This window comes from Embleya sp. NPDC055664 (assembly GCF_053618075.1).
Map to the genome: position 1 here is coordinate 182,892 of NZ_JBSHGZ010000014.1, position 24,573 is coordinate 207,464.

The 24,573-nt window shown below is 70.9% G+C and carries 19 protein-coding genes; 9 read left to right on the forward strand and 10 right to left on the reverse strand.

All coding sequences use genetic code 11. The features are described from left to right. Positions 1-145 precede the first annotated feature (145 nt). Entirely contained in the window at positions 146-274 is a 129-nt protein-coding gene (locus ACWGR4_RS23645) for a DUF6408 family protein (protein WP_379999683.1), read from the reverse strand. Positions 275-727: 453 nt separating this feature from the next. After that, a complete protein-coding gene (locus ACWGR4_RS23650; RefSeq protein WP_452131330.1) occupies positions 728-1,870 on the reverse strand; it encodes an acyltransferase family protein in 1,143 nt (380 codons plus the stop codon). A gap of 119 nt (positions 1,871-1,989) precedes the next feature. On the opposite strand from ACWGR4_RS23650, the gene xseA reads away from it, so the two are divergent. The 3 genes from xseA (at position 1,990) to ACWGR4_RS23665 (ending at position 6,427) form a co-directional block, all read left to right on the forward strand. Beyond that, complete coding sequence (gene xseA / locus ACWGR4_RS23655; RefSeq protein ID WP_452131331.1) at positions 1,990-3,219, forward strand: exodeoxyribonuclease VII large subunit; 1,230 nt, start codon at positions 1,990-1,992, stop codon at positions 3,217-3,219. 182 nt (positions 3,220-3,401) lie between these two features. Continuing rightward, positions 3,402-6,125 carry an immune inhibitor A domain-containing protein gene (locus ACWGR4_RS23660; RefSeq protein WP_452131332.1) on the forward strand — a complete coding sequence of 908 codons (2,724 nt, stop codon included), beginning with the start codon at positions 3,402-3,404 and terminating at the stop codon, positions 6,123-6,125. A 29-nt stretch (positions 6,126-6,154) separates the two neighbouring features. Beyond that, complete coding sequence (locus ACWGR4_RS23665) at positions 6,155-6,427, forward strand: exodeoxyribonuclease VII small subunit (protein WP_379999675.1); 273 nt, start codon at positions 6,155-6,157, stop codon at positions 6,425-6,427. Between the two features lie 157 nt (positions 6,428-6,584). Here ACWGR4_RS23665 and ACWGR4_RS23670 read toward each other — a convergent pair whose 3' ends face one another. Together ACWGR4_RS23670 and ACWGR4_RS23675 are read right to left on the reverse strand one after the other, a co-directional pair. Beyond that, positions 6,585-9,350 (reverse strand): immune inhibitor A domain-containing protein, encoded by a 2,766-nt coding sequence (locus ACWGR4_RS23670; protein ID WP_379999673.1) that lies wholly within the window; start codon positions 9,348-9,350, stop codon positions 6,585-6,587. Positions 9,351-9,707: 357 nt separating this feature from the next. Beyond that, on the reverse strand, positions 9,708-10,292 hold the full coding sequence (locus tag ACWGR4_RS23675; RefSeq protein WP_452131333.1) for a DUF4245 domain-containing protein: 585 nt from the start codon (positions 10,290-10,292) through the stop codon (positions 9,708-9,710). A 155-nt stretch (positions 10,293-10,447) separates the two neighbouring features. On the opposite strand from ACWGR4_RS23675, the gene glpX reads away from it, so the two are divergent. Beyond that, entirely contained in the window at positions 10,448-11,479 is a 1,032-nt protein-coding gene (gene glpX / locus ACWGR4_RS23680) for a class II fructose-bisphosphatase (RefSeq protein ID WP_379999669.1), read from the forward strand. A 255-nt stretch (positions 11,480-11,734) separates the two neighbouring features. Next, positions 11,735-13,771, forward strand: coding sequence for an MFS transporter (locus ACWGR4_RS23685; RefSeq protein WP_452131334.1), 2,037 nt, complete (start codon positions 11,735-11,737; stop codon positions 13,769-13,771). Between the two features lie 7 nt (positions 13,772-13,778). Here ACWGR4_RS23685 and ACWGR4_RS23690 read toward each other — a convergent pair whose 3' ends face one another. Beyond that, positions 13,779-14,063 carry a WhiB family transcriptional regulator gene (locus tag ACWGR4_RS23690; protein ID WP_379999665.1) on the reverse strand — a complete coding sequence of 95 codons (285 nt, stop codon included), beginning with the start codon at positions 14,061-14,063 and terminating at the stop codon, positions 13,779-13,781. Positions 14,064-14,259: 196 nt separating this feature from the next. On the opposite strand from ACWGR4_RS23690, the gene ACWGR4_RS23695 reads away from it, so the two are divergent. Then, positions 14,260-14,742 carry a MarR family winged helix-turn-helix transcriptional regulator gene (locus ACWGR4_RS23695; protein WP_379999663.1) on the forward strand — a complete coding sequence of 161 codons (483 nt, stop codon included), beginning with the start codon at positions 14,260-14,262 and terminating at the stop codon, positions 14,740-14,742. 63 nt (positions 14,743-14,805) lie between these two features. Here ACWGR4_RS23695 and ACWGR4_RS23700 read toward each other — a convergent pair whose 3' ends face one another. The 4 genes from ACWGR4_RS23700 to ACWGR4_RS23715 are packed head-to-tail and all read right to left on the reverse strand — an operon-like array spanning position 14,806 to position 18,933. Further along, a complete protein-coding gene (locus tag ACWGR4_RS23700) occupies positions 14,806-16,464 on the reverse strand; it encodes a fumarate hydratase (RefSeq protein ID WP_379999661.1) in 1,659 nt (552 codons plus the stop codon). A gap of 59 nt (positions 16,465-16,523) precedes the next feature. Then, positions 16,524-17,237 carry a hypothetical protein gene (locus tag ACWGR4_RS23705; protein ID WP_452132751.1) on the reverse strand — a complete coding sequence of 238 codons (714 nt, stop codon included), beginning with the start codon at positions 17,235-17,237 and terminating at the stop codon, positions 16,524-16,526. Next, on the reverse strand, positions 17,234-17,929 hold the full coding sequence (locus ACWGR4_RS23710; RefSeq protein ID WP_452132752.1) for an RNA polymerase sigma factor: 696 nt from the start codon (positions 17,927-17,929) through the stop codon (positions 17,234-17,236). The genes ACWGR4_RS23705 and ACWGR4_RS23710 overlap by 4 nt, the downstream gene beginning before the upstream one ends. 26 nt (positions 17,930-17,955) lie before the next feature. Next, a complete protein-coding gene (locus tag ACWGR4_RS23715) occupies positions 17,956-18,933 on the reverse strand; it encodes a DMT family transporter (RefSeq protein WP_452132753.1) in 978 nt (325 codons plus the stop codon). Between the two features lie 145 nt (positions 18,934-19,078). On the opposite strand from ACWGR4_RS23715, the gene pdxR reads away from it, so the two are divergent. Together pdxR and ACWGR4_RS23725 are read left to right on the forward strand one after the other, a co-directional pair. Further along, the gene (gene pdxR, locus ACWGR4_RS23720; protein ID WP_452132754.1) at positions 19,079-20,470 is read left to right on the forward strand and encodes a MocR-like pyridoxine biosynthesis transcription factor PdxR; all 1,392 of its coding nucleotides are present in this window, start codon (positions 19,079-19,081) and stop codon (positions 20,468-20,470) included. A gap of 10 nt (positions 20,471-20,480) precedes the next feature. Further along, the gene (locus tag ACWGR4_RS23725) at positions 20,481-21,326 is read left to right on the forward strand and encodes a DUF1707 SHOCT-like domain-containing protein (protein ID WP_452132755.1); all 846 of its coding nucleotides are present in this window, start codon (positions 20,481-20,483) and stop codon (positions 21,324-21,326) included. Between the two features lie 75 nt (positions 21,327-21,401). On the opposite strand, the gene ACWGR4_RS23730 is transcribed toward ACWGR4_RS23725, so the two are convergent. Further along, complete coding sequence (locus ACWGR4_RS23730) at positions 21,402-23,396, reverse strand: ricin-type beta-trefoil lectin domain protein (protein ID WP_452132756.1); 1,995 nt, start codon at positions 23,394-23,396, stop codon at positions 21,402-21,404. Between the two features lie 267 nt (positions 23,397-23,663). Here ACWGR4_RS23730 and ACWGR4_RS23735 point away from each other — a divergent pair, with 267 nt between their 5' ends. After that, complete coding sequence (locus ACWGR4_RS23735) at positions 23,664-24,572, forward strand: LysR substrate-binding domain-containing protein (RefSeq protein WP_452132757.1); 909 nt, start codon at positions 23,664-23,666, stop codon at positions 24,570-24,572. The last annotated feature ends 1 nt before the right edge of the window (position 24,573 follow it).

Sequence of the window (24,573 nt, forward strand, 5' to 3'; positions counted from 1 at the left end):
TGCGGGTGGGGGCATGTCCTTCGTGGCTCCGCCGAAGCGGAGCGGAAGCCCGTCGGGCCGCATTGACAGGCCGTAGCCTAACCCGCGCCGTGGCTGGGCGAGGGCGGGATGAGGGCGGGTCCCGGAGACCCGCCCTCCGCCCGGCTCAGCCGAGGCGGTGCACCACGATCTGCGCCAGCATCCATGCCAGGTTCGAGCCGAAGCCCGCCATGACGCCCACCAGGACGTCACGGACCCAGATGCGGTGCTTGCGCGGGTACTCGACGGCAGCCATGGGAATCCGTCCCCTTCGGTTGTGACCGATGACGGATGCCGGATGGCTCCCGCCGGGAACACACCGTGAAATCACGCCACCGAACCGAACGGCCCATCAACCCGCAGACCACGTCGCGTACTTCCGCCGGGAAGGACACGTAGTGCGCGGCCACGCTAACTCACGACCGGGCGCCGTGGTCAAGCCGTTTCCGCCACGAGGCGGGTAGCGCACGGGGAGTGGTGGGGCCGGGTGGGGGGGTTGGTTCGTAGCCTCGGGGCCGCTGCCGTACCTGCCGCACCGGGTCGGGCTGGTGTGCGGCGGGCCTCGGCGGCAGAGCGGGACGTATTGCAGAACGCGCAGCGGCGGTGGCCGGCGGTAGGGGCGCCATCGCCCCCGAGGCCGGCGGCTTCATCAAGGCCGAGGTGATCGGCTTCGCCGACCTGGTCGAATCCGGCGGTCGCACCGAAGGGGTCAGGGGTCGCGGGTGCGGAGGCGGGTCAGGGATGTGGTGAGGGCTTTGTCGAGGGCCTTGGACATCGGGCGTTCGGCCAGGCGGTGGAGGAGCCAGGCGGATATGAGCATCGTGACCGTCACCGCGGCGAGGACGGCCCAGGCGGGGCGGCCCGGGCGGTAAAGGGCGTGGATCAGGGTCCAGCCGAGGTTTTCGTGGAGCAGGTAGAGCGGGTAGGTCAGGGCGCCCAGGGTGGTCAGGCCGGACCAGGAGACACGGTCCAGCTTGCCGAGGGCGAGGGCGATCATCAGCGCGTAGAACACGGTGACCAGGGCCATACAGATCGTCGCGGACAGGTGTGGCGGGTTCGCGTCCACCCGGCGGGGCATCTCCTCGACCGTGGAGTTCTGGGCCAGCAGCCAGGACATGCCGACGATGCCCCACAGCAGCGGGTCGGGGCCGAATCGGCGGACCAGGTACAGCGCGACGCCGCCGATGAAGAACGGGGCGTACCTCGGCTCGGTGACGGCCCGGAGCAGGTCGTCGTGCGCGCCGGCGGCGGAGACGGTGACCACCGTCCATGCCACGCAGAACAGGACCGTACGCCGGTAGGTGACCCCGCGACCGAACCCCACCACCAGGGCGAACAGCAGGTAGAAGCGCAGTTCGGCCCACAGGGTCCAGTACACGCCGTCGACGTGCGGGACGCCCAGCGGCTGTTGCAGCATGGTCAGGTTGGTCAGCACGTCGCTCGGCGTGGGCGCGTGCCGCACCGTCGGCCACAGCCGCAACACCACGGCGCTCAGCACTACCGCCACCCAGTAGGCCGGGTAGAGCCGGACCACACGGGAGCGGAAGAAGTCGCCGAGCGTGCGCCCCCAACTGCTCATGCAGATCACGAACCCGCTGATCAGGAAGAACAGTTCGACCCCGAGCCAGCCGTAGGCGGCGAACCGGGACAGGCCCGGCAGCAGTTCCGCCGCGGACCGACCGTCCCAGGCCCGGGTCTCGTCGCCGCTCTCGTAGCCGGCGTAGTGGTACAGCATGACCATGACCGCGGCGAGGAAACGAAGCCCGTCCAGAGCGGCCAGCCGGACCCTGGGCGGCTTGCCCACGTGCGCGACGGGTGGGGCCTCGACCGATCCGAGTCTCACTGGTCTCATGACTGCATAAATGCACGACGCTCTCGTTTCGTTGTGTCGATCGGCGCGTGGTGTCGCTCGGTGCGCCGTGCCGGCCGGCGCACCGGGGTGCGTGGAGACCGGGCGGATAACCTCTGGGGATGGCTCTCACGACGTCCGCCGAAGCGCCCCTGCCCGTGGCCGAGATCTCTCGGTTGATCGGGGGGTGGATCGATCGGCTCGGGGCGGTGTGGGTCGAGGGGCAGATCACGCAGCTCAGTCGGCGGCCGGGGGCCGGGGTGGTGTTTTTGACCCTGCGCGACGCCGAGCAGGACGTGTCGATTTCGGTGACCTGCTATCGGAAGGTCTTCGACGCGGTCGGGGACATCGTGGCCGAGGGGTCGCGGGTGGTCGTGCACGCGAAGGCGGACTGGTATCGGGCGCGCGGGACGTTGTCGTTGCGGGCGGCGGAGATTCGGCCGGTGGGCATCGGGGAGTTGTTGGCCCGGCTGGAGCAGTTGAAACGATCGCTCACCGCGGAGGGGTTGTTCGATCCTCGGCACAAGCGGCCATTGCCGTTTTTGCCGCATCGGGTGGGGTTGGTTTGCGGGCGGGCCTCGGCGGCCGAGCGGGACGTGTTGGAGAACGCGCGGCGGCGGTGGCCGGCGGTGCGGTTCGCGGTGCGGAACGTGGCGGTGCAGGGGGTGAGCGCGGTGGCGCAGGTGGTGTCGGCGGTCCGGGAGTTGGACGCGGATCCGGATGTGGATCTGATCGTGGTGGCTCGTGGGGGTGGCAGCGTCGAGGACCTGCTGCCGTTCTCGAGCGAGGAATTGGTGCGTGCGGTCTTCGCCTGTACGACGCCGGTGGTGAGTGCGATCGGGCATGAGCCGGACTCGCCGTTGCTGGATCTGGTGGCGGACTTTCGGGCTTCTACGCCCACGGATGCGGCGAAGCGGATCGTGCCGGACATCCGCGAGGAGTTGCACAAGGTGCACCAGGTCCGCGATCGGGGGCGGCTCGCGCTCCGGGCCCGGTTGGATCGGGAGTATCAGGGCCTGCGGGCCGCGCGTTCGCGGCCGGTGCTGGCCGACCCGCACCGGATGGTGGACCTGCGCGCGGAGGAGGTGGCCGCCCTGGTGGACCGCTCGCGGCGTACCCTGCGGCACCTGTTGGACCGGGCCGAGAGCGACCTCGCGCACACCCGCGCTCGGGTGGTCGCGCTGTCCCCGGCGGCCACCCTGGAGCGCGGCTACGCGGTGCTGCAACGCGCGGACGGCCACGCGGTCCGGGACCCGGCCGAGGTGGCGGCGGGCGAGAAGCTGACCGCGCGGGTGTCCACGGGGCGCTTCGACGTGGTGGTGGCGGACGGCCCACCGGCGTCGGGCGACTGACGGGGGCTCGCGACATCCGGGCCGCGCTCATCCGGGTCTCGCTCATCCGAGTCCCGCACGTTCGGGTTTCGCTCGACGCGTCTCACTCGTTCGGGTGTGGCGGGCGGGTCGGCTTGGCCCATTCGTAGGACAAGACGTCCTACCTCACCCGATCAGCGGTCGAAGCGGCTTATTTTGCGCATGTGTTGCGTCATCTGCTCGCCGCGTCCGCGTTGTTGCTCACCGGCGTCGCCACGTCCTCCGTGGCCGCCGCCGACGACTCGCCCGCGCGGTGGAATCCGTCAGCCGCCGACTCCTACGTCAACTACGTCGCGCCGAGGGACCCGTTGCCGCCCGACGGACCACCGGGCGCCTCCCCCGAGGTCCGCGCACGCGCCCTGGCGGCCGATCGGCGCGCCCGGCAGTACGACCGCAAGTTCGCCGCCGGGAATCCCGTCGCCGCGCGCCGGCTTGCCCGGGCCGAGGCGGTCGCCGCTCGGACCGGGGTCAGTCCTCGGGCCCAGGAGGGGGCGCCGCACCGCGAGGCGCGGCTGCTGACCGTCCTGGTCGAGTTCGACGATCACGCCGACGACGACTTCTCCGGGTTCCGCCGGCCCACGAGCGTGGCCGATCCGACCTGTGTGACCGAGCCGCCGGGCACCGTCAAGAACGGTCCCCGGCACAATCTGCTGCCGGATCCGGCAGTCGGCGGCGGGGACAACAACACGCTGTGGGTCGCGGACTTCGGCAAGGATCACTACGAGCGGATGCTCTACTCCGATCGGGGCATCACCGAGCGCGTCCGGCCCGACCTGACCGGCCCCGACGGCAAGCCGGGCATCGACCTGACCGGCCTGACCATGCGCTCGATGTACCGGGAGATGTCGCACGGCTCCTATTCGATCGGCGGCGAGGCGGCCGGCTGGGTGACCGTCCCGCACTCCGAGGCCTGGTACGCCGCCGGCCACTGCGGCGCGATCCGCCAGGACAACGGCGGCAGCCCGCAGAACCCGCGCGGGGTACGGCAGTTCGTCACCGACGCAGTGGACGCCCTGGCCACCGCCCGGCCCGACTTCCCGTGGGCGGATTACGACAAGGAAGACCCGGGCGACGCCGACCACGACGGCAACACCCAGGAGCCGGACGGCGTGGTGGACCACCTGGTCCTGGTCCACGCCGGCAAGGACAAGTCCGCCGGCGGCGGCGCCGAGGGCACCTACGCCATCTGGGCACACGCCTCCACCGTGCTCTTCGGACACCAGGTCCCCGGCAGCAACATCAAGATCGCCAACTACATCGTCCAGCCCGAGGACTCCGGAGTGGGCGTCTTCGCCCACGAGTTCGGCCACGACCTCGGACTCCCCGACCTGTACGACAACTTCAGCGGCGGGGACACCGACGTCGACTTCTGGGACCTGATGTCCTCCGGATCGCACGCCGGCCCGCTGTTCCAGACCATGCCCGCGCACATGGGCGCGTGGTCGAAGTACGTGCTGGGCTGGATCGATCCCCAGGTCGTCCCGGTCGGCGGCGCGCCCTCCACCGTGCTGCTCGGCGCCGCCGCCGCTCCGCCGCCCGGCACCCGCGACGCGGTCCGGGTGAACCTGCCCGACGAACGTGTCCGGATCGGCACCCCGCACAGCGGCACCCACATGTGGTACTCGGAGCGGGACCAGGAGTGGTCCGACGCCCGCCTCGTCCGCGACCTCACGATCCCCACCGGCGGCCCCGCGACCTTCTCCATGTGGAACGACTACACCATCGAACAGGACTGGGACTTCGGCTTCGTCGAGGCCTCCACCGACAACGGCGCCGGCTGGACCCAGCTCGCGGTCAGGGACGAGGCCGGCAACCCGGTGAGCACCCCGCCCGACTATCCCGACCCGAACCACAACCTCGCCGAGTTGCGCAAGACCAACGGCCTGACCGGCACCACCAACGGCTGGCGGCACGACCACGTCGACCTGACCCCGTACGCGGGCCGAAACATCAAGCTGCGCCTGACCTACAACACCGACGCCGCCTTCATGGAGAAGGGCTGGTTCGCCGACGACTTCACGCTCACCGGCGGCGCCGACGGCGGCACGGTGTGGTCCGACGACGTGGAGCGGGGCGACAACGGCTGGACCGCGACCAAGGGCAGCACCACGGTCACCCGCGGGGCGGGCTGGGGGCAGACCTCCGGCGAGGTCGAGCGCGAGCAGTACTACCTTCTGGAATGGCGCGCGCCCGTCGGCTTCGACCGCGGCCTGAGCCACGCCTATACCGCCGGGCACAACGACGAACGGGGCGTACAGGTCCGCCGGTTGGCCTACAACGTGCCCGGCATGCTGGTCTGGCTGCGCGACGCCGAGTACCAGAACAACGGCGTGAACTTCAATCTGGGCGCACCGCCCAGCTACGGCGCGAAGGGCCAGACCCTGCTCGTGGACGCCCATCCCGACCCGCGTCGCTGGACGGGCGAGGCGGCCGGGCACTACACGGTGAAGAGCAACCCGCGGAAGAACCTGGACAGCCGGGCCCAGTCCGCCGATGCCGCGTTCGGCTTCGCCCCCACCCCGACGTTCGTCGCGTGCCACTCCAACGGCGCATGGTGCCAGGATTTCGCCGCCCGCGAACCGGTCCGCGCGTTCTCCGACGCGCGCGGCTGGGCGCCGGGCGTGGAGTACGTCGACGGCACGCCCGTGGACCGCTTCACCGACGGGTCGACCGTGGTGCCCGCGCGCGGGCCGTACAGCACCCGGGTGGTCCTTCCGGACGGCTCGCCCGATCCCGAGCACTACGGCGTGCCGTACCAGGGTTCCGTGCTGGGCAGTGGCGATCCCGGCCCCACCCTCGCCTACGGCGCCTCGGCCGCGCTGGTGAGCCCGGCCGGACGCGACCCCGACCGCGGCGCCGCCGTGCGGGTCACCTCCGCCCGCCGATGACCCCGACACCCACGAACTAGGCTGGCGCCATGAGCGAGCAGCAGACCGCATCCGTGCCGGAGGACGAGGCGCCGGCCTACGAGCAGGCCCGTGACGAGCTGATCGAGGTCGTGCGCCGCCTGGAGACCGGCGGTATCACCCTGGAGGAGTCGTTGGCCCTGTGGGAGCGCGGCGAGCGGCTCGCCGTGGTCTGCGAGCAGTGGCTCGACGGCGCCCGGGCCCGCCTGGACGCGGCGGTCCGCGCCGAGCGCGCGGGCGCGGACAACGGCGCGCCGGACGAGTCGGCCGAGCGGGACGACTGACCCGCCGACCGACCCGAGGCACCAACGGCACGGCAAAAGGGGCGCCCCCACTCGGGAGCGCCCCTTTCGTCCTACGAATCCCACGGATCCACCGGATCCAACGGATCCACCGGACCTACCGGTTCCACCGCCGCGCGACCGTCACGCGCGGAGGAACCTACTTCTGCGCAGGCAGGATCCAGACCACCGCACCGGAGCCGCCCGGGAGCGGGACGACGGGCAGCACGGTCACGCCGTAGCCCTTGTCGAAGCCCGGGTTGCCCGTGCCCAACTCGGAGCCGTGGAACAGCTTGCCGAACGCGTCCTTGTCCGGCGTGCCGTCCGCCTTGGTGACCTTGGTCGTGTACGGCGCCTTGGCCGGGACCACGGCCGAGCCGTAGCGGTCCTTGGGCAGCGCGCGACCCTTGTACATCTCGGTGCCCGGCGCCCAGCCGACCGTGTCGGTGAACAGCGTCACCGGCTTCTGCGCCTCGAACGAGGTGCAGTACTTGGTGCCGGGGATGCAGTCCGTGAACGGCGTGGTCTTGGTGAAGCCGAACGCCGCGTTGGCCGACTGCGACCGGGAGCCGAGGTTGCCGAACACGTTCTTCGACTCGATGCCCGGGGTGTTCGGGTCGGGCTTGGGGAACTGCGCCGCGGCGTCGCCGGAGAAGCGCAGCGGGTCCGGGTGCGAGTCGACGATCAACAGCTCACCCTTCGGACCCCACGAGGGCCCGTTGTTGATGTTGAAGTTGACGCCGTTGTTCTGGTACTCGTTGTCGCGCAGCCACACCAGCATGCCCGGCGCGTTGTACGGGACCCGGTTGGTCTTGCCGTTCTCGCCGGCGGTGTACGCGTACTTCAGGCCCTCGTCGAAGCCGGACAGGTTGCGCCACTCCAGCAGGTAGTACTGCTCCCGCTCGAAGGTGCCGTTGGTCCGGCCCCAGCCCTCGCCCTTGGTGATGGCGTTGGTGCCCTTGATCGCGGTCCAGCCGTTGTCGCCCTGCTCCACGTCGTCGGACCACACGGTGGTGCCGCCGTTGGTGAGCGAGAAGTCGTCGGCGAACCAACCCTTCTCCATGAAGGCGGCGTCGGTGTTGAGGTCGAGCCGCAGCTTGATGTTCTGGCCCGCGTACGGGGTCAGGTCGACGTTGTCGTGCCGCCACCCGTTGCTGGAACCGGTCAGACCGCTGGTCTTGCGGAACGTGGCCAGGTTCTTCTGCGGGTCCGGGTAGTCCGCCGGCGTGCTGACCAGCGCGCCCGCCTCGTCCTTGACCGCGAGCTGCTTCCAGGTGGCGCCGTTGTCGGTGGACACCTCGACGAAGCCGAAGTCCCAGTCCTGCTCGATGACGTAGTCGTTCCACATCCAGAACTTCACGTCGGAGCCGGCCGGCACCGCGATGTTGCGCTCGATCCGGACGTCGGACCAGGCCTGGTCCTGACCGGAGTACCACATGCCGTTGCCGCCGTGCGGCTTGCCGACCGCGACCTGCTTGTTCGGCAGGTTGACCCGGATGCCCCGCGAGGTGCCCTTGGGCGTCTTCGCGGCTTGACCCAGGGTGGCGACCTTCGGCCGGTCACCGACCTTGACCAGGTCCGGGGTCAGCCAACCGAGCGCGTACTTGTCCCAGATGCCCATGTGCGCGGGCTGCGACTGGAACAGCGGGCCGGTGTGCGAACCGGCCGACATCAGGTCCCAGAAGTTCAGGTCCGTCTGCCCGCCGCTGAAGTTGTCGTACAGGTCGGGGAGTCCGAGGTCGTGGCCGAACTCGTGGGCGAAGACGCCCACTCCGGAGTCCTCGGGCTGGACGATGTAGTTGGCGATCTTGATGTTGCTGCCGGGGACCTGGTGTCCGAAGAGCACGGTGGAGGCGTGTGCCCAGATGGCGTAGGTGCCCTCGGCGCCGCCGCCGGCGGACTTGTCCTTGCCGGCGTGGACCAGGACCAGGTGGTCCACCACGCCGTCCGGCTCCTGGGTGTTGCCGTCGTGGTCGGCGTCGCCCGGGTCTTCCTTGTCGTAATCCGCCCACGGGAAGCTCGGCTGCGACTTGGCCAGCTGGTCCACCGCGTCGATGGCGAGCTGCTGCGCGCCGAGCGGGTTCTGCGGGCTGCCGCTGTTGTCCTGCTGCGCGTTGCCGCAGGCGCCCGCGCCGTACCAGGCCTCGGAGTGCGGCACCTTGATCCAGGAGGTGGCCTCGCCGGAGACGGAGTACTTTCCGGCCGACATCTCCTCGTACATGTTGCGCATGGTCTGGCCCGCGAGGCTGATGCCCGGCTTGCCGTCCGGCCCCTTGAGGTCGGTGCGCATGCGCTCGGTGATGCCCTCCTTGGAGTAGAGCATCTTGTTGTAGTGGGCCTGGTCGAAGTTCGGCACCCACTGCGTGTTGTTGTCGTTCGGGTTCAGCGCCGGGTTGGGCAGCTGGTTGTGCAGCGGCCCGTTCTTCACCGTGCCGGGGGGCTCGGTGACACAGGTCGGGTCCGACACGCTGGTCGGGCGCTTGTACCCGGAGAAGTCGTCGTTGGCCTGGTCGTTGAACTCGACCAGGACGGTGAGCAGCTTCGCGTTCTGCGTGGCGTCGGCGGGCTTGCCGCTGCGCTCGGCCTTGATCTCGGCCGGGCTCTTGCCCGTGCGACCCGCCTCGGCCTCGAGCTCCTTGAGCTGGGCGGCGGCGCGCGGGTTGCCGTCCGAATTCTTGCGCTTGGTCGCGGCGTTGCGCTCGTTCTGCGCCTTGAGCGCCGCCGCCTTGGCCGGATCGTCCGGCAGCGCGCTGGTGTCGATCGCCGCATCGACGGAGTTGACGTAGTGGTCCTCGGGGCCCGGGTTCCACACCGCCTTTGTGGTGTCCACGCGCGTAGGCGTGGCGGATGTCGAGGGCGCGGTCGTGGCCGCGAGGCCGGTGATCGCCAGCGCGGACACGGACAGCAGTGCCACGCGGCGCTTCACCCGCCGGACGCCTTGGGGCGGCGTCGCACCCCTCCCGGGTATCAATGGACTCAACGTGCTCCCCTTTCCGACCGGGGGGCCATCCCCCGGACGCAAAGCGACGCCGCGCGGGATCTGATCAAGCGCACACGGCGTCGGGACGGCTCGGAAAGCCCGGCGGACCTGTGCCGGCAACCATCGGGTCACGACGGCGCCGACGCATGTTCGACCGGGCTTCCGGACCCTAGGGGCGGGAGCAACGAGCGGGGCAGGGGAGGACGTTGGGTCTTTACAAAACCTTTACAAGCACCTGCGCAACATGTGCACTGGGCCGCCCGAATCGCCCCGATACGTCGGACGGATCTCGCGTATATCGGCTCAGGCGCCGGCCGGACGCAGAGATGCGGCGAGAACGGTCAAATCCTCGAAAGTCGCGTTGCCCGTGACCATCGTGGTGACACCGTCGCGCACCCGGACCAGCGAGCGGTACTTGGGGCCGTCGTACGCCTTCCACTGCTCGCCGGCCACGTCCCGATCGCCGATCGGCCGGCCGCGCTTGCCCTTGTCCCGGACCAGTTCGTCGCTGAAGCCGTTGCTCTGCTCCACCGCGGCGTACTTCTCGGCGGGGTTGATGAACCCGATGTGCCACTTGGTCTGGTTGCGGTCGAGGCCCTGGTAGTCCACCGAGGTCGCCCGCCAGCGCTCGTCCAGGCCCTGCGGGGCGAGCAGCGGGTACGGGGCCACCCGGGCCGCCTGTCGGAACGACGTCTCGTAGGCGACCCGCCGCACGGGATCGCTCTCGTTGTGCGGAGCCACCAGGAACAGCGCACCGACCACAAGGCCGCACGCGCCCAGGGAAAGAACCATGTCTCGAACGGTCTCGCGACCCGACTTCCTCGCCACCCGAACATGGTCGCATTGCCCGCCGGCCGGTTCCGCACGGCCTACCCGCACCGATACCACCGCCCACCGATAACATCGGGGCAATCCCGTTGGAACCAGTCCGGACCCGGGCCGCGCGATCGCCGTGCCACCCGCACCCGATGGCGCACACGGCTCCGGGGATCAGGGCACCCCTCGTGGTCACGGATCGGTTCCCCTACAGGAAGGCCCGCCGCATGACGGACCAATCTGTACCCCCGCAACTCGAAGTCGCTCCGGAAGCTCCGGATCGCAACCTCGCTCTGGAACTCGTCCGGGTCACCGAGGCCGCCGCAATGGCGGCCGGCCGGTGGGTCGGTCGGGGCGACAAGAACGGCGCGGACGGCGCCGCGGTGAAGGCGATGCGCAGCCTGATCCACACCGTGTCGATGAACGGCGTGGTGGTGATCGGCGAGGGCGAGAAGGACGACGCCCCGATGTTGTTCAACGGCGAGCGCGTCGGCGACGGCCACGGGCCCGAGTGCGACGTCGCGGTCGACCCCGTGGACGGCACCACGCTGACCGCGAAGGGGATGAACAACGCGGTCGCGGTGATGGCGGTGTCCGAGCGCGGCAGCATGTACGACCCCTCGGCCGTGTTCTACATGGAGAAGCTGGTCACCGGCCCCGAGGCGGCCGACGTGGTGGACCTGACCGCGCCGATCGCGGAGAACATCCGCCGGGTGGCCAAGGCCAAGCACAGCGCCGTCGAGGACGTCACGGTCTGCATCCTGGACCGCCCGCGGCACGACTCGATGGTCAAGGAGATCCGCGAGGCGGGCGCCCGGATCAAGTTCATCACCGACGGCGACGTGGCCGGTGCGATCATGGCGGCCAAGGACGGCACCGGCGTCGACCTGCTGCTCGGCATCGGCGGCACGCCCGAGGGCATCATCGCCGCCGCCGCGATCAAGTGCATGGGCGGTGTGATCCAGGGTCGGCTGTGGCCCAAGGACGCGGCGGAGCGGGCGAAGGCGATCGACGCGGGGCACGACCTCTCGCGCGTCCTGCTGACCGACGATCTGGTGCGCGGCGACAACGTCTTCTTCGTCGCCACGGGGATCACGGACGGCGAACTCCTGCGCGGGGTGCGGTATCGGGCGAGCACGGCGCTGACCTCGTCGCTGGTGATGCGGTCGAAGTCCGGGACGATTCGGCAGATCGACAGCCAGCATCGGCTGGCGAAGCTGCGGGCGTACAGCGCGATCGACTTCGACCACGCGCGATAGGCCTTTGCGGCCGGTGAATTGACCCCGGCCTTCGGCCGAGGGTGGCCTCAAACGCCGGCCGGGCCGGATTTTGGCTCGGTCGGCGTTTGGCGCGGAGGCTTGGGTGATTGCGAGGCTTCGTGATTGCGAGGCTTCGTGATTGCGAGGCTGCAGTCGGGCTTTCGGTCGGGCCTCGCCCCTTGTCCCACTAATAGGCGCGGATTTTGTACCTGTTTATGGGGATCCTCCTTGAGCGTCGATCGAGGAGGCCACCGGATGAGCGCGCCACAGCGCAGGCATGGCAGCAGTCCGGCCGGGGTGGAGGCCGCGCCCCGACTCGGGTTGGTGTTGACCGGGCTGATGCTCGGGATGTTGGTGGCCGCGCTCGATCAGACCATCGTCTCGACCGCGCTGCCGACCATCGTCGGCGACCTCGGCGGGCTCAATCACCTGTCGTGGGTGGTCACCGCGTATCTGCTCGCGTCGACCGTGAGCACGCCGCTGTGGGGCAAGCTGGGCGACCTGTTCGGGCGCAAGAAGCTCTACCAGGCGTCGATCGTGATCTTCCTGATCGGCTCGGTGCTGTGCGGCATCGCCCAGGGCATGACCGAGTTGATCGCCTTCCGCGCGATCCAGGGGCTCGGCGGCGGCGGGCTGATGGTGTTGTCCCAGGCGATCATCGGCGACGTGGTGCCGCCCCGCGAGCGCGGGCGCTACCAGGGCCTGTTCGGCGCGGTGTTCGGGGTGACCTCGGTGGCCGGGCCGCTGCTCGGCGGGTTCTTCGTGGACCACCTCACCTGGCGCTGGGTGTTCTACATCAACCTCCCGATCGGCGCGATCGCGCTCGCGGTGATCGCCGCCGCGCTGCACACCAAGGAGGTACACACCCGGCCGAGCATCGACTACCTCGGCATCACCCTCCTGGCCGCCGGCACCACCTGCCTGGTCCTGCTCAGCACCTTCGGCGGCACCACCTACCCGTGGGGCTCCGCACAGATCGTCGGACTGGGCGTCGCGGCCGTGGTGTTGCTCGTCGCCTTCGTCGTGGTCGAGCGGCGCGCGGCCGAGCCGGTGCTCCCGATGACCCTGTTCCGCAACCGGATCTTCTCGGTGACCGCGGGCATCGGCTTCATCGTCGGCTTCGCGATGATGGGCGGACTGAGCTTCCTGCCGCTGTTCATGCAGGTCGTCAACGGCGCCTCGCCGACCGAGTCGGGCCTGCGGTTGCTGCCGATGATGGGCGGACTCCTGGTCACCTCGATCGTCAGCGGTCGACTGATCAGCCGGACCGGCCGGTACAAGATCTACCCGATCCTGGGCACCGCCGTGATGGCGGTCGGCATGTTCCTGATGTCGCGGATGGACGAGTTCACCACCACCGCCGCCTCCTCGCTGTACATGCTCGTCTTCGGCGTCGGCCTGGGCCTGGTCATGCAGGTCATCGTGCTCGCCGTGCAAAACGCCGTGCCCTACGCCGAACTCGGCGTGGCCACCGCCGGCGCGACCTTCTTCCGCTCCATCGGCGGCTCGTTCGGCGCGGCCATCTTCGGCACCATCTTCAACAACCGCCTGGCGGTCCATCTGCGCGAGGCCGCCGCGCGCGGCGAGGGCCTGCCGCCCGGCACCGCGCCGGGATCCTCGTCCGCGATCAACCCGGCCGAGTTGAACCGGCTGCCGCCCGCGGCCAAGACCGGATTCATCCACGCGTACGCGCAGTCGCTGCAAACCGTCTTCCTGGCCGCCTCCTGCATCGTGTTGGTCGCGTTCGTGCTGTCGTTCCTGCTCCGCGAGGTGCCGCTGCGCGAGGCCACCCGCGAGACCGAGCAGACCCCGTTGATGTCGCCCACCGCGCGCAGTTCCGTCGACGAGATCGAGCGGGCGATGGCACAGATGGTGCACCGGGAGAACGGCTGGTCACGCTACGAGCGCATGATCGGCCGCTCGGGCGTGGAGTTGTCGGTGCCGTGCGCGTACGGGCTGGTGCAACTCGACCTGCTCGGACCGATCTCGATCCCCGACCTCGCCGTCCGCATCCACGAGCCCGAGGCCAGGGTCCGCCGCTACGCCGACGAACTGACCTTCTCCGGGCACGTCGAGCGGCTCGGCGAGGGCACGATGGTGCTCACCGCCAAGGGCCACGAGACGCTGGAGGCGCTGGTCGAGGCCCGTCGGCAGATGCTCACCGAGGTGATGGCGGACTGGTCACCCGAACAGTCCGAGGAACTGAGCGCGCTGCTGCGCAAGTTGGCCCGGCTGACCACGGACACCCCGCACGACCACATCGTCGGCGAGGCGGACCGGCACCCGGGGTGACGGCGCGTCAGTGATAGGCGCGCCGGCGGCGCACCGCCCCACGCTCGTTCGGCGTCAGGCCGCCGCGGACCCCGACCGGGTTGGTCTCGGCCAGGGCGCTTTCCCGGCATTCCAACAGGACCGAGCAGCGTGCGCAGACGCGTTTGGCGTCCTCCTCGCGGGCGAGCCGGGCGACCACGGGTTCCCCGGGGTAGCCGAGAAAGATCTGCCGGTCCACGCTCGCACACGCGCCGGCCGGCGGCGGTGTCCAGGTGGCGCGGGCGCTGCGGATGATGTCGATCCGTTCCGTCACGCTGTGCTCCTCACGTCGGCTGGTGGGCTCGGTGGGTGTCGCCTACCCGACGAATTCCCAGGCATGCGTGCCGGCGTGACAAGGCGACGACAAGTAACCACAAGGAAACGTCAAGGAAACCGAGGACCCACGGCCCCACTTTCCGAACCGCGGAAAACAGCGTCCATGTATTTGATAGCCATGTACGGTTTTCGCCATGAGCACGACGACCGAAGGGGCGACGCCCGGCTTTCTGGTGTGGCGTCTGTCGATGAAGTGGCGGGTGGCGGTGGACCGGGCCGTCGGGCCGGTGGGGCTGACCCACGCGCAATACTCGCTGCTGGCCTCGCTGTACGGCATGGCGCGCTCCGGCCGACAGCCCAGTCAGCGCGAACTCGCCGACCACACCGGTCTGGAGGCGCTCTACGTCTCGAAGCTGGCGCGCACCCTGGAGGGCTCGGGTCTGATCGAGCGCACCCGCGACGCGGCCGACAGCCGGGCGATACGGCTCTCCCTCACCGAGCACGGACACGAGGTCACCGGCCGCGCGATCGGCATCGTCCGAGAGCTGCACGAACGTTTCCTGGCCCCGCTCGGCGGCCCCGGCAGCCCCCGCACCGCGGCCTTCACCGCCGAGTTGGCCGCGCTGCTCGACACCCCGCTCGACCCCGACCCCGCCGAGGGATCCGGCGGGGCCTGACGACGGCCGCGGCCCGGGTGTCGAACCTGCTCGACACCCGGGCCGCGACGAAGCCGACCGGTCTCACGGCCGCCGGTTGATTTGGAACGTCGGCGTGGTGACGTCGGCGAAGAAGTCCTCACCCTTGTCGTCGACCACGATGAAGGCGGGGAAGTCCTCGACCTCGATCTTCCAGACCGCCTCCATGCCCAGTTCCGGATACTCCAGGACCTCCACCTTCTTGATGCAGTCCTGGGCCAGGCGCGCGGCCGGACCGCCGATCGAGCCGAGGTAGAAGCCGCCGTATGTCTTGCACGCGTCGGTGACCTGCTTGCTCCGGTTGCCCTTGGCCAGCATCACGAACGAGCCGCCCGCGGCCTGGAACTGCTCCACGTAGGAGTCCATCCGCCCGGCGGTGGTCGGGCCGAACGAGCCCGACGCGTAGCCCTCGGGAGTCTTCGCCGGGCCCGCGTAGTAGACCGCGTGGTCGCGCAGGTATTGCGGCATCGGCTTGCCCGCGTCGAGCAGTTCCTTGATCTTGGCGTGCGCGATGTCGCGCGCGACCACGACCGGGCCGGTCAGCGACAGCCGGGTCTTGACCGGGTACTTGGACAGCTCGGCGCGGATCTCGCTCATCGGCCGGTTGAGGTCGATCTGTACGACGGCGTCGTCGAGGTCGTCGTGCGTGGTCTCCGGGAGGTACTTGGCCGGGTCGGTCTCCAACTCCTCCAGGAACACCCCCTCGGCGGTGATCTTGGCCAGCGCCTGCCGGTCGGCCGAGCAGGACACCGCGATCGCCACCGGACACGACGCGCCGTGCCGGGGCAGCCGGATCACCCGCACGTCGTGGCAGAAGTACTTGCCGCCGAACTGCGCGCCGATGCCCATCTGCTGGGTCAGCTTCAGCACCTCGGCCTCGAACTCCACGTCGCGGAAGCCGTGCCCCAGCGGCGAACCCTGACCGGGCAGCGTGTCCAGGTAGCGGGTGGAGGCGTACTTCGCGGTCTTGAGCGCGTGCTCCGCGCTGGTGCCGCCGACCACGATCGCCAGGTGGTACGGCGGGCAGGCGGCGGTGCCGAGCGAGCGGATCTTCTCGTCCAGGAAGCGCAGCATGCTCTGCGGGTTCAGGACCGCCTTGGTCTCCTGGTACAGGTACGACTTGTTGGCGCTGCCGCCGCCCTTGGCCATGAACAGGAACTTGTACGCCTCGCCCGGGGTCGCGTAGAGCTCGATCTGGGCGGGCAGGTTGTTGCCGGTGTTCTTCTCGTCCCACATGGTCAGCGGGGCCATCTGCGAGTAGCGCAGGTTCAGCTCGGTATAGGCGTTGGCGATGCCGCGCGACAGGTGCTCCTCGTCCCGCCCGTCGGTGAGCACGTGCTGCCCGCGCTTGCCCATCACGATCGCCGTGCCGGTGTCCTGGCACATCGGCAGCACGCCGCCGGCCGCGATGTTGGCGTTCTTGAGCAGGTCGAGCGCGACGAAGCGGTCGTTGGCCGACGCCTCGGGGTCGTCCAGGATCCGCGCAACCTGGGCCAGGTGCCCGGGACGCAGCAAGTGCGAGATGTCGCGCATCGCGGTGCGCGCGAGCAGTCGCATCGCCTCGGGATCGACATTGAGGAACCGGCGTCCGCCCGCCTCGAACGTGGACACGCCGTCGGCGGTCAGCAGCCGGTAGGGCGTGGTGTCCTCCCCGAGCGGCAGCAGATCCGTGTAGGCGCTGAAGGAGTTCTCAGGGGCGGACATCGTGATCCTCACTCATGCGGTAACGGGGCCTCGTCCAGAGTAGAGCGGCCCCGGATCGCTCACGGCTTCGAGGTCACCGCCGGGGTCGGGTAGTACGCACCCGGCGAGTACGGACGGTCGTCCTCGTGCTGCGACGGCGGCACGTAGCCGGGCCTGGGTTCGAGTTCGCACGGCCCCACCGGACCGGTGGCGAGGGCGTAGGACCCGATGGATCCGGAACGGTCGGAGTCGCCGTAGTAACCCTCGGTGAGCACGAGTGTGGTGCCGGGCGGGATGAACCCGGGCACCAGTTCGTGCCACCTCTGCTTCACCTCCTCGAGCGCGGCATCGTCGAGCCCGTCGCCGTTCGCGACCGGAACCTCCTTCCAGTGGTAGATCGCGGTGAGGTCGTCGCCCGACATCGGGTATTCGACGAAGCGCGGCTCCCGGCATCGCTTGCTCGCCGGCACGTAGTCCACGACCACCGCGACGCCCAGCTCGCGCAGTCGTTGTTCGAGCGCCTTGGGGTTGCGGAACTCGACCACACGGAACAGGATCCGCCCGTCGTCCTTCCGGATCACCTTGAAGGGTCGGGCATCGGCCGAGGAGCCCTCGCCCAGCAGGGGCGCGCCGACCGCAATGCCGGTCGCGAGCAGCACCGAGGCGGCCAGACCGAACACCGTCCGCCGATTTCGCCCGAACCGCCGGCCGGGCTCGACCGGCGGCGGCACCGTCTCGTCGGCCGCGGCCACCTTCCGCAATTCGTCCAGCAGTCGTTCCTCGAAGGTGCTCATGCCTTCGCCTCCGCTCGCAAAGCCGTGCCGGGGGTGCCCTTCGGGTGGGTCGCAACGCGTGCGCCGCCGATGCGCCAACCCTCGGGCGGCACCGGACGGGTCGGCTCCCGGTCCCGCGCCGGCTCCTCCTGCGGCTCCCCCTTCAACTCCTCGGTCAGCCGCCGTCGGGCCCTGTGCAGCCGCACGCGCGCCGACACCGGTCGGATCCCGAGCACCGCCGCCGCCTCGGTCACGTCCAACCCGTCGACGCTGACCAGTTCGAGCACCGCGCGATCGGCCTCGGACAGCCGCTCGATCGCCCGATAGGTGCGCCGAGCCGCCGCCTCGGCGTCCAGCCGCTCCTCGATCCGCACCAAGTCGTCGTCGTCGACCAGACGCCGGCCGGCTATCCGCCGCGACGCCTGCTCCTCCCGTGCGGCCCGCCGCCGCTCGCTCGCGACGACGTTGCGAGCCACCCCGTACAACCAGGCCCGCTCGCCACCCGGGCCGCCGCGATAGCTCGCCGCCGTGTCCAGCACGGCGAGGAAGACCTCCGCGGTCAGATCGGCGGCCGCGTGCGGATCGCCGACCCGGCGGGCCACGAAGCGATTCACCGCGTCGATGTTTCTCCGATAGAACGCCTCCAGCAGGGCCGGGTCGCGAGCGATCCCGGTCACCTCCCGAATGCCCTGTTCGGCCAAGACGCCCTCCACGGTTCGCTGAACCTCGATGAACACTGTCATCGGTTTGTGGGCGGCGGCTCCGCGGTTGTTGCGGCCGGCGCGGAGATTTCCTCGACCGATTGCCCGGCCGGCTCCACGTTCGGCGCGTCCGGCTCACCCTCCTCCGCACGCAGCCCGAGGACCACGCCCACGCCGACCAGGAGGGCGCCGGCGAATTGGCCGATCGTGGGTGTACCGGTGCCGAGCACCAGGCCGGACAGCGCGGCCGTGACCGGCACCAGACCCATGAACAGCCCGGCGCGCTCCGGCTCGACCCGGGCCAGCGCCGAGTACCAGAGCAGGAACGCCCCGGCGGTGAGCGGCAACGCCAGGTAGAGCAGCGCGACCAGCTCGGTGCCCGACGGCGTCCGGATCAGGTCCGCGCCATCGGTGAACACCCCCACCACCAACATCTGCGGAATCGCCATCGCCGTCGCGTACGCCGCGATCCGCCAGGCACCCAACCGCGGCAGCAGCGGCACCGCGATCAGCGTGAAGCCCATCTCGCACAGCGCCACCCCGCACGCGAACACCAACCCGACCGCCGTCCCGCCGCCGAGCCCCTGCACCACCGCCGCCCCCGCCACCACGAGTACCGCGGCGGCGAACACCGACCGACTCGGCCGGCGCCCGCCGAGCAGCGGCGCCACCAGCACGAGCAGCAGCGGCGTCGCGCCCAGGATGCTGCCGACCGTGGCCGGGTCGGCCCGATCGAGCGCGGCGAACAGGCACAGGTTGAACACCGTCTGCCCGGACAGCGAGAGCAGCCCGAGCCGGACCAGCTCGCGCCGGGTCGGCCGCAGCAGCGGGATCCGACGCACCCGCAACACCCCGAACAACACGAGCGCGGCCAGCGTGTAGCGAAGCATCTGGCCGCCGGTCACCGGATAGTCGCGCAGCACCGCGGAGACACCGGCGGCGGCGCCGATCAGCCCCTGCGCGGAGGCCGCGCACAGCAGACCGATCGAGCGGGGGGACATCGAGGAGGGCGTCATGTGCCGTAACGTTAGGAAGCCGGTGGAGCCCTCGGCAGAGCCACTTCCGCCCCGAAAAACCGGACCACTTCGGGGCGGTGGGCCCACCGCCCTCCCGTCCTCCGGGGCGGGCGCACGACCCCCGGCCACCCCAGGGCAGGCACCCATGCGCGAACTCCTCGTCCACCTCGACCGATCCGCGGGCCGTCTCGGCGCCCAGGTGCAGTCGGGTCTGCGCGAGTCGATCCGCTCGGGCCGGCTGCCCGCCGGATTCCGGATGCCGTCCACCCGTGCGCTCGCGGAGAGCCTGGACGTCTCGCGGGGCATGGTCGTCGACGCCTACGAGCAACTGGTCGCCGAGGGCTACCTGGTCTCGCGGCACGGCTCCGGCACCCAGGTCACCGCCGCCTGCACCGCGCCCCAGCCGGCCGCCGCGCCCGATCTCGACCCGGCGGTCCCGATCACCCACGACCTCAAGCCCGGGGTGCCCGACCTGTCCGCGTTCCCGCGCTCCGCGTGGCTGGCCGCGACCCGGCACGTGCTGAACACCGCCCCGCACCGCGCGCTCGGCTACCCCGGCCCGTCCGGCGCGGGCGAGTTGCGCGCCGCGCTGGCCGACTACCTGGGCCGGGTCCGCGCCGCCCAGGCCCGGCCCGAGCACATCGTGGTGGTCAACGGCGTCGCCCAGGGCCTGTCCCTGGTCTCCCAGGCGCTGCGCCGCCTCGGCCGGGACGTACTCGCGGTGGAGGACCCCTCCAGCGACCGGCAGCGCGGCATCTTCACCACCCACGGCCTGGCCGTCGCCTACGCCCCCACCGACGCCGAGGGTCTCGACGTCGCGGCACTGGCCCGCACCGGCGCCCGGGCGGTGCTGGTCACCCCGGCGCACCAGTACCCCACCGGCGTGGTCCTGTCCCCCCGCCGCCGCGCGGCCCTGGTCGCCTGGGCCCGCACGCACGACGGATTGATCGTCGAGGACGACTACGACGCCGAGTTCCGCTACGACCGCGACCCCGTCGGCTGCCTCCAGGGCCTGGCGCCGGACCGGGTGGTGCACCTGGGCTCGACCAGCAAGGCGCTCGCGCCCGGGATGCGCCTGGGCTGGGCCGTACTGCCCGCACCGCTGATCGAGCAGATCCACGACCTGAAGACCAACGCCGACCTCGGCTCGGCCACCCTCCCCCAGCTGACCCTGGTCCGGATGCTGGCCACCGGCGCGTACGAGCGGCACCTGCGGGCGATGCGCGCGCACTACCGCGCCCGCCGCGACGCGGTGGTCGAGGCGCTGTCCGAACACCTGCCGGCCGCCCGGGTGCACGGCGTCGCCGCGGGCATCCACCTCTACGTCGAACTGCCGCCCGGCTCCGACGAGTCGGCCACGGTACGCCGGGCCGCGGCGCTCGGCGTGCGAGTCGAGCCGATGGCCGACCTGCGCGCGTTCGCGACCGGCCCGCCGGCGGTGATCATCGGTTACGCCGGGTTGTCCCCCGACCGACTGCGCGAGGCCGTGCGCCTGCTCGCGCGGTCCGTACTCCCGGCGGATGCACCCCCGGGCTAGATTTGACCTCGTGGACACCAGCCCAGAGCGTCGATCGCAACCGCCCATACCCGAGCTGCGGGCGTCCGACGCGGACCGCGACCGCTACGTCAACGTATTGCGCGACGCGCTCGCGGAGGGCCGCCTGACCGCCGACGAACACGCCGAACGGGTGGACGCGGCACTGGCCGCGAGGACGGTGAGCCAACTCGAACCGCTGATCGCCGACCTGCCGGCACCGGCCCCGATCGGCTACGAGCCGGCCGCGGCCACGTCGGTGTCGCCGACTCCGGCCCGGTCGAACATGTTCGCGTTCTGGAGCGGCTCCACCCGCAAGGGCCGCTGGCGCGCGGGCGGGAAGCTGAACGCCGTCGCGATCATGGGCGGGGTGGACATCGACCTCACCGACGCGGTGTTCGACGAACCCGAGCTGGTGATCAGGGTGTTCACCATCTGGGGCGGGATCGACATCAAGATCCCGGAGGGCGTCACCGTGCGCGACCACGGGTTCGGTTTCATGGGCAGCTTCGACGTGCACGAGCAGTACACCGACGACCCGCGCGCACCCGTCGTGGTGGTCAAGGGCCTCGCCGTGATGGGCGGCGTCTCGGTGCGGGTCAAGCGGCGCAAGGAACAACGCGAGCGCAAGCGCGAGATGGACATGGAGCGCGTCCGCGAAATGAAGGCGGACCGCTTCCGCGAGATGGAGGCGGACCGCGTGCGCGAGCTGCCCCCGGAGAGCGTGTACCGCCCCGAACTCGACCGGGGCCGCGAGCGCGACATGTTCCGCAAGGACGAGCCCGTCCGCCGTGAGGACCCCGTCCGGGAGGACCCCGTCCGCGAAGACCCCCTCCGCAAGGACCCCGACCGCGACTGAGCCGCGGCCCGGGATCGACCGCGGCCACGGCCCCCGTCCCGGCATCCGGACGGGGGCCGCGTGGTGCGTGCGCGCTCAGTACGCGTCGTACGGGATCACCGAGTAGGGCAGGGCCACCGAGGCCCCCGCCGTCCACGTCTGCGCCGGTGACGCGCCCACCGGCTGCTGGGTGACCGCGCCGTTGCCCGCCGGGGCGGTGACCGCCAGGCCGGAGACCCGGCTGACCAGGCGGCCGGCCGCGTCCGTGTCGAAGCGCAGGTTGTTCAGGTACGCCCCGTGCGCGTCGTCACACCGCCAGATGCCCAGGCCCGCGCCCGCCGCCGTGGCGCCGCGGTTGTCCAGGCAGTACGCCGGGTCCTTCAGGCTGTGCACCTGGCCGGTGGCCGGGTTGCGCCACCACTTCTGGTTGGTGTTGCCGGTGCAGTCCCAGGCCAGTACGGCCCGCCCGGACGACATCGTGCCGCCGTCCACGTCCAGGCACTTGGCGCCGGAGACGAGTTCGGCGAACCGTACCGGCGCGGCGGGCTCCTTCACCCACCGCTGCCCCGCCGAGCCGTCACACCCGGCGAGCACCAGCTTCGCGCCGAGCGTCGCGTCGGCCGCCGGCGCCGCCACGCACAGGGTCTGCGTGTCGGCCGGCCGCAGGGTGCCCGCGACCTCGACGAAGCGCTGGTTGGTACCGCCGTTGCAGTTCCACAACACCAGCGCGGTGCCCGAGGCGCGCCCGCCGCCGAGCGGATCCACACACCGGTCCTCACTGAGTTCGGTGTGCAGCGACTGGTTCGCGGCGTCGTACCGGAAACCCTGGTTGCGCCCGCCGTGGCAGGGCCACAGGTCCACCGGGGTCTGGTTGCGCGAGGAGAAGCCGTACGCGTCGGCGCACAACCCGGTTCCCTCGTTGCGCAGTTGCCGGAAGTCGGCACTGAGCACACCCTGATACAACTTGGCCTGTCCGGTGCTTGCCGGGTCCGCGCAGCCGGCCTGGCTCCAGCCCGAGGTGTACAGCTGGGTCAGGCAGGACGCGAACGCCAGGTGGCCGCGCGCGTTGGGGTGGAAACTCTGCCGGGTCGTGTTCGGGTCGAACACGTTCGGATTGGCGAACCACAGGCCGCGTGCCCAGGTGTTGTCGGTACAGACCTCGTGGCCGTGGAAGAGCCGCGAGTTGTCCAGGTAGGTGGCACCGGTGTTCGCCGCGGCCTGGCGCTCGGCCCGCTCGAAGATCGGCACCGCCTCGTTGCGCCCCCACGCCGCGTCGCGCAGGTAGCCCACGCAGCCGCCGGCGTACCAGCCGGGGAAGTCGGGGTTGTCCTCCACGTCCGGGGCGATCGGCGACGGGTAGCCCATCAGCACGAGTTTGTAGTCGCCGCTCGCGTAGCCCGCGTCGGCCATGACGGTCTTCAGATCACGCACGGTCTGCTCGACCTTGGGCCGCATCGCGTCCGCGCGCGCCTGCCAGCCGGGCTGGTACGTGCCGTAGCACTCGCCCTGGAAGAACACCCGCCTGGTCACGCAGTCGGTCATGGTCGGGCCGAACTGGATGTCGTCGTTGGCCCCGGCTACCAGCAGGATCAGCTGTACGCGGGTGTTGCGCGCCTTGATCGCCAGGCTGTCCGACTGCACCAGCTCGTCGGCGTACTGCTTGCTGCCGCCGATCCTGATGTTGACCGTGGACGCCCCGGAGCAGGCCACGTTGTACGTCAGATCGGTCGGGATCCCGGTCTTGTGGATCGCCGCCTCGGGCGACCGGTGGCACCAGTTGTCCGGGCCGTCGGTGCCGGGTTCGTACACGCCGACGCCCTCGCCGGCGATCTCGCTGTCGCCGAGCGAGATCAGCGACGTCTTGCGCTCGGTGATCGGCTTGATCCCGGTACTCCCGTAGAGCGCCTGGGCCTCGGCCTGCCGGATCGCCTCCAGTTGGGGGGACAGCGCGGTGGCCGCGGCCGGGGCCGCACCGGCCGACCCGGTCGCCGTCAGACCGCCGGTGAGACCCATCAGGGTCGCCATCAGCGCCACCGGCAACACCTTGCCGCGCACCCGTCCCAGCGTCCGCACCCGCTCGAATCTGGACATGCACCCTCGCCTTCGTGGCATGGAAGGAACACGCACGAGCCGCCCAAAGGGGACTTGGGCACAGTGGAGCGAGAGCAAGCTACCGGTGGGTACACCGGAAGAGAAGTGACTTGCGGCACAAAGGGTCGGCCGGCACCCGACCGGACCGCCGGGCCGCGTGCGCGGCGCGGGGGCGGTCCGGGCGGTTGCCCTATCGTGGAGAAGCCGGGGGATCGGCCGCCCACACGCACCCGACAGGTGGTTCCCATCAGTACTCGCACGCCGACGTTGTCGCAGCTCAGAGCCTTCGCCGCGGTGGCCGACTACCTGCACTTCCGGGACGCGGCGGCGGCGGTGGGCACCAGTCAGCCCGCGCTGTCCGGGGCGATCGCCGCCCTGGAGGACGCCCTGAGCACCCAGCTGGTGGAGCGCACCACGCGGCGGGTCCTGCTCACCCCGGCCGGCGAGCGGGTCGCGCGGCACACCCGCCGCGTGCTCGACGCGCTCGCCGACCTGGTGGACGAGGCCGAATCGGCCCGGCGCCCGTTCACCGGGCCGCTGCACCTGGGGGTGATCCCGACGGTGGCGCCGTATGTGCTGCCGGCGCTGCTGCGGCTGGCCCGCGAGGAATACCCGGACCTCCAGCTCTACGTCCACGAGGAGCAGACCGGCTCGCTGATGGACGGCCTCACCGGCGGCCGGCTGGACCTGCTCCTGCTCGCGCTGCCCTCCCCCGGGCTCGGCGGGGTCGAGGAGATCCCGCTGTACGAGGAGGACTTCACCCTGATCGTGCCCGAGGGCCACGAGCTGGCGGGCCGCCGGAACCTGCCCCGCGACGCGCTGCGCGGCCTCGACGTACTGCTCCTGGACGAGGGCCACTGTCTGCGCGACCAGGCGCTGGACGTGTGCCGCGAGGTCGGCGCGTCCGAGGCGGGCGCGACCCGGGCGGCGAGCCTGCCCACCCTGGTCCAACTGGTCGCCGGCGGCCTGGGCGTGACCCTGCTCCCGCAGACCGCGATCGACGTGGAGACCCGCCCGGGTTCACAGCTGGCGGTGTCCCGCTTCGCCGCGCCCGCCCCGTACCGACGCATCGGCCTGGTGATGCGCTCCAGCACGGGGCGGGGTGCGGAGTTCGCCGACCTGGCGGTCGCGCTGCGACGCGCGGTGGGCGATCTGCCGGTGCGGGTGGTGCGGTGAG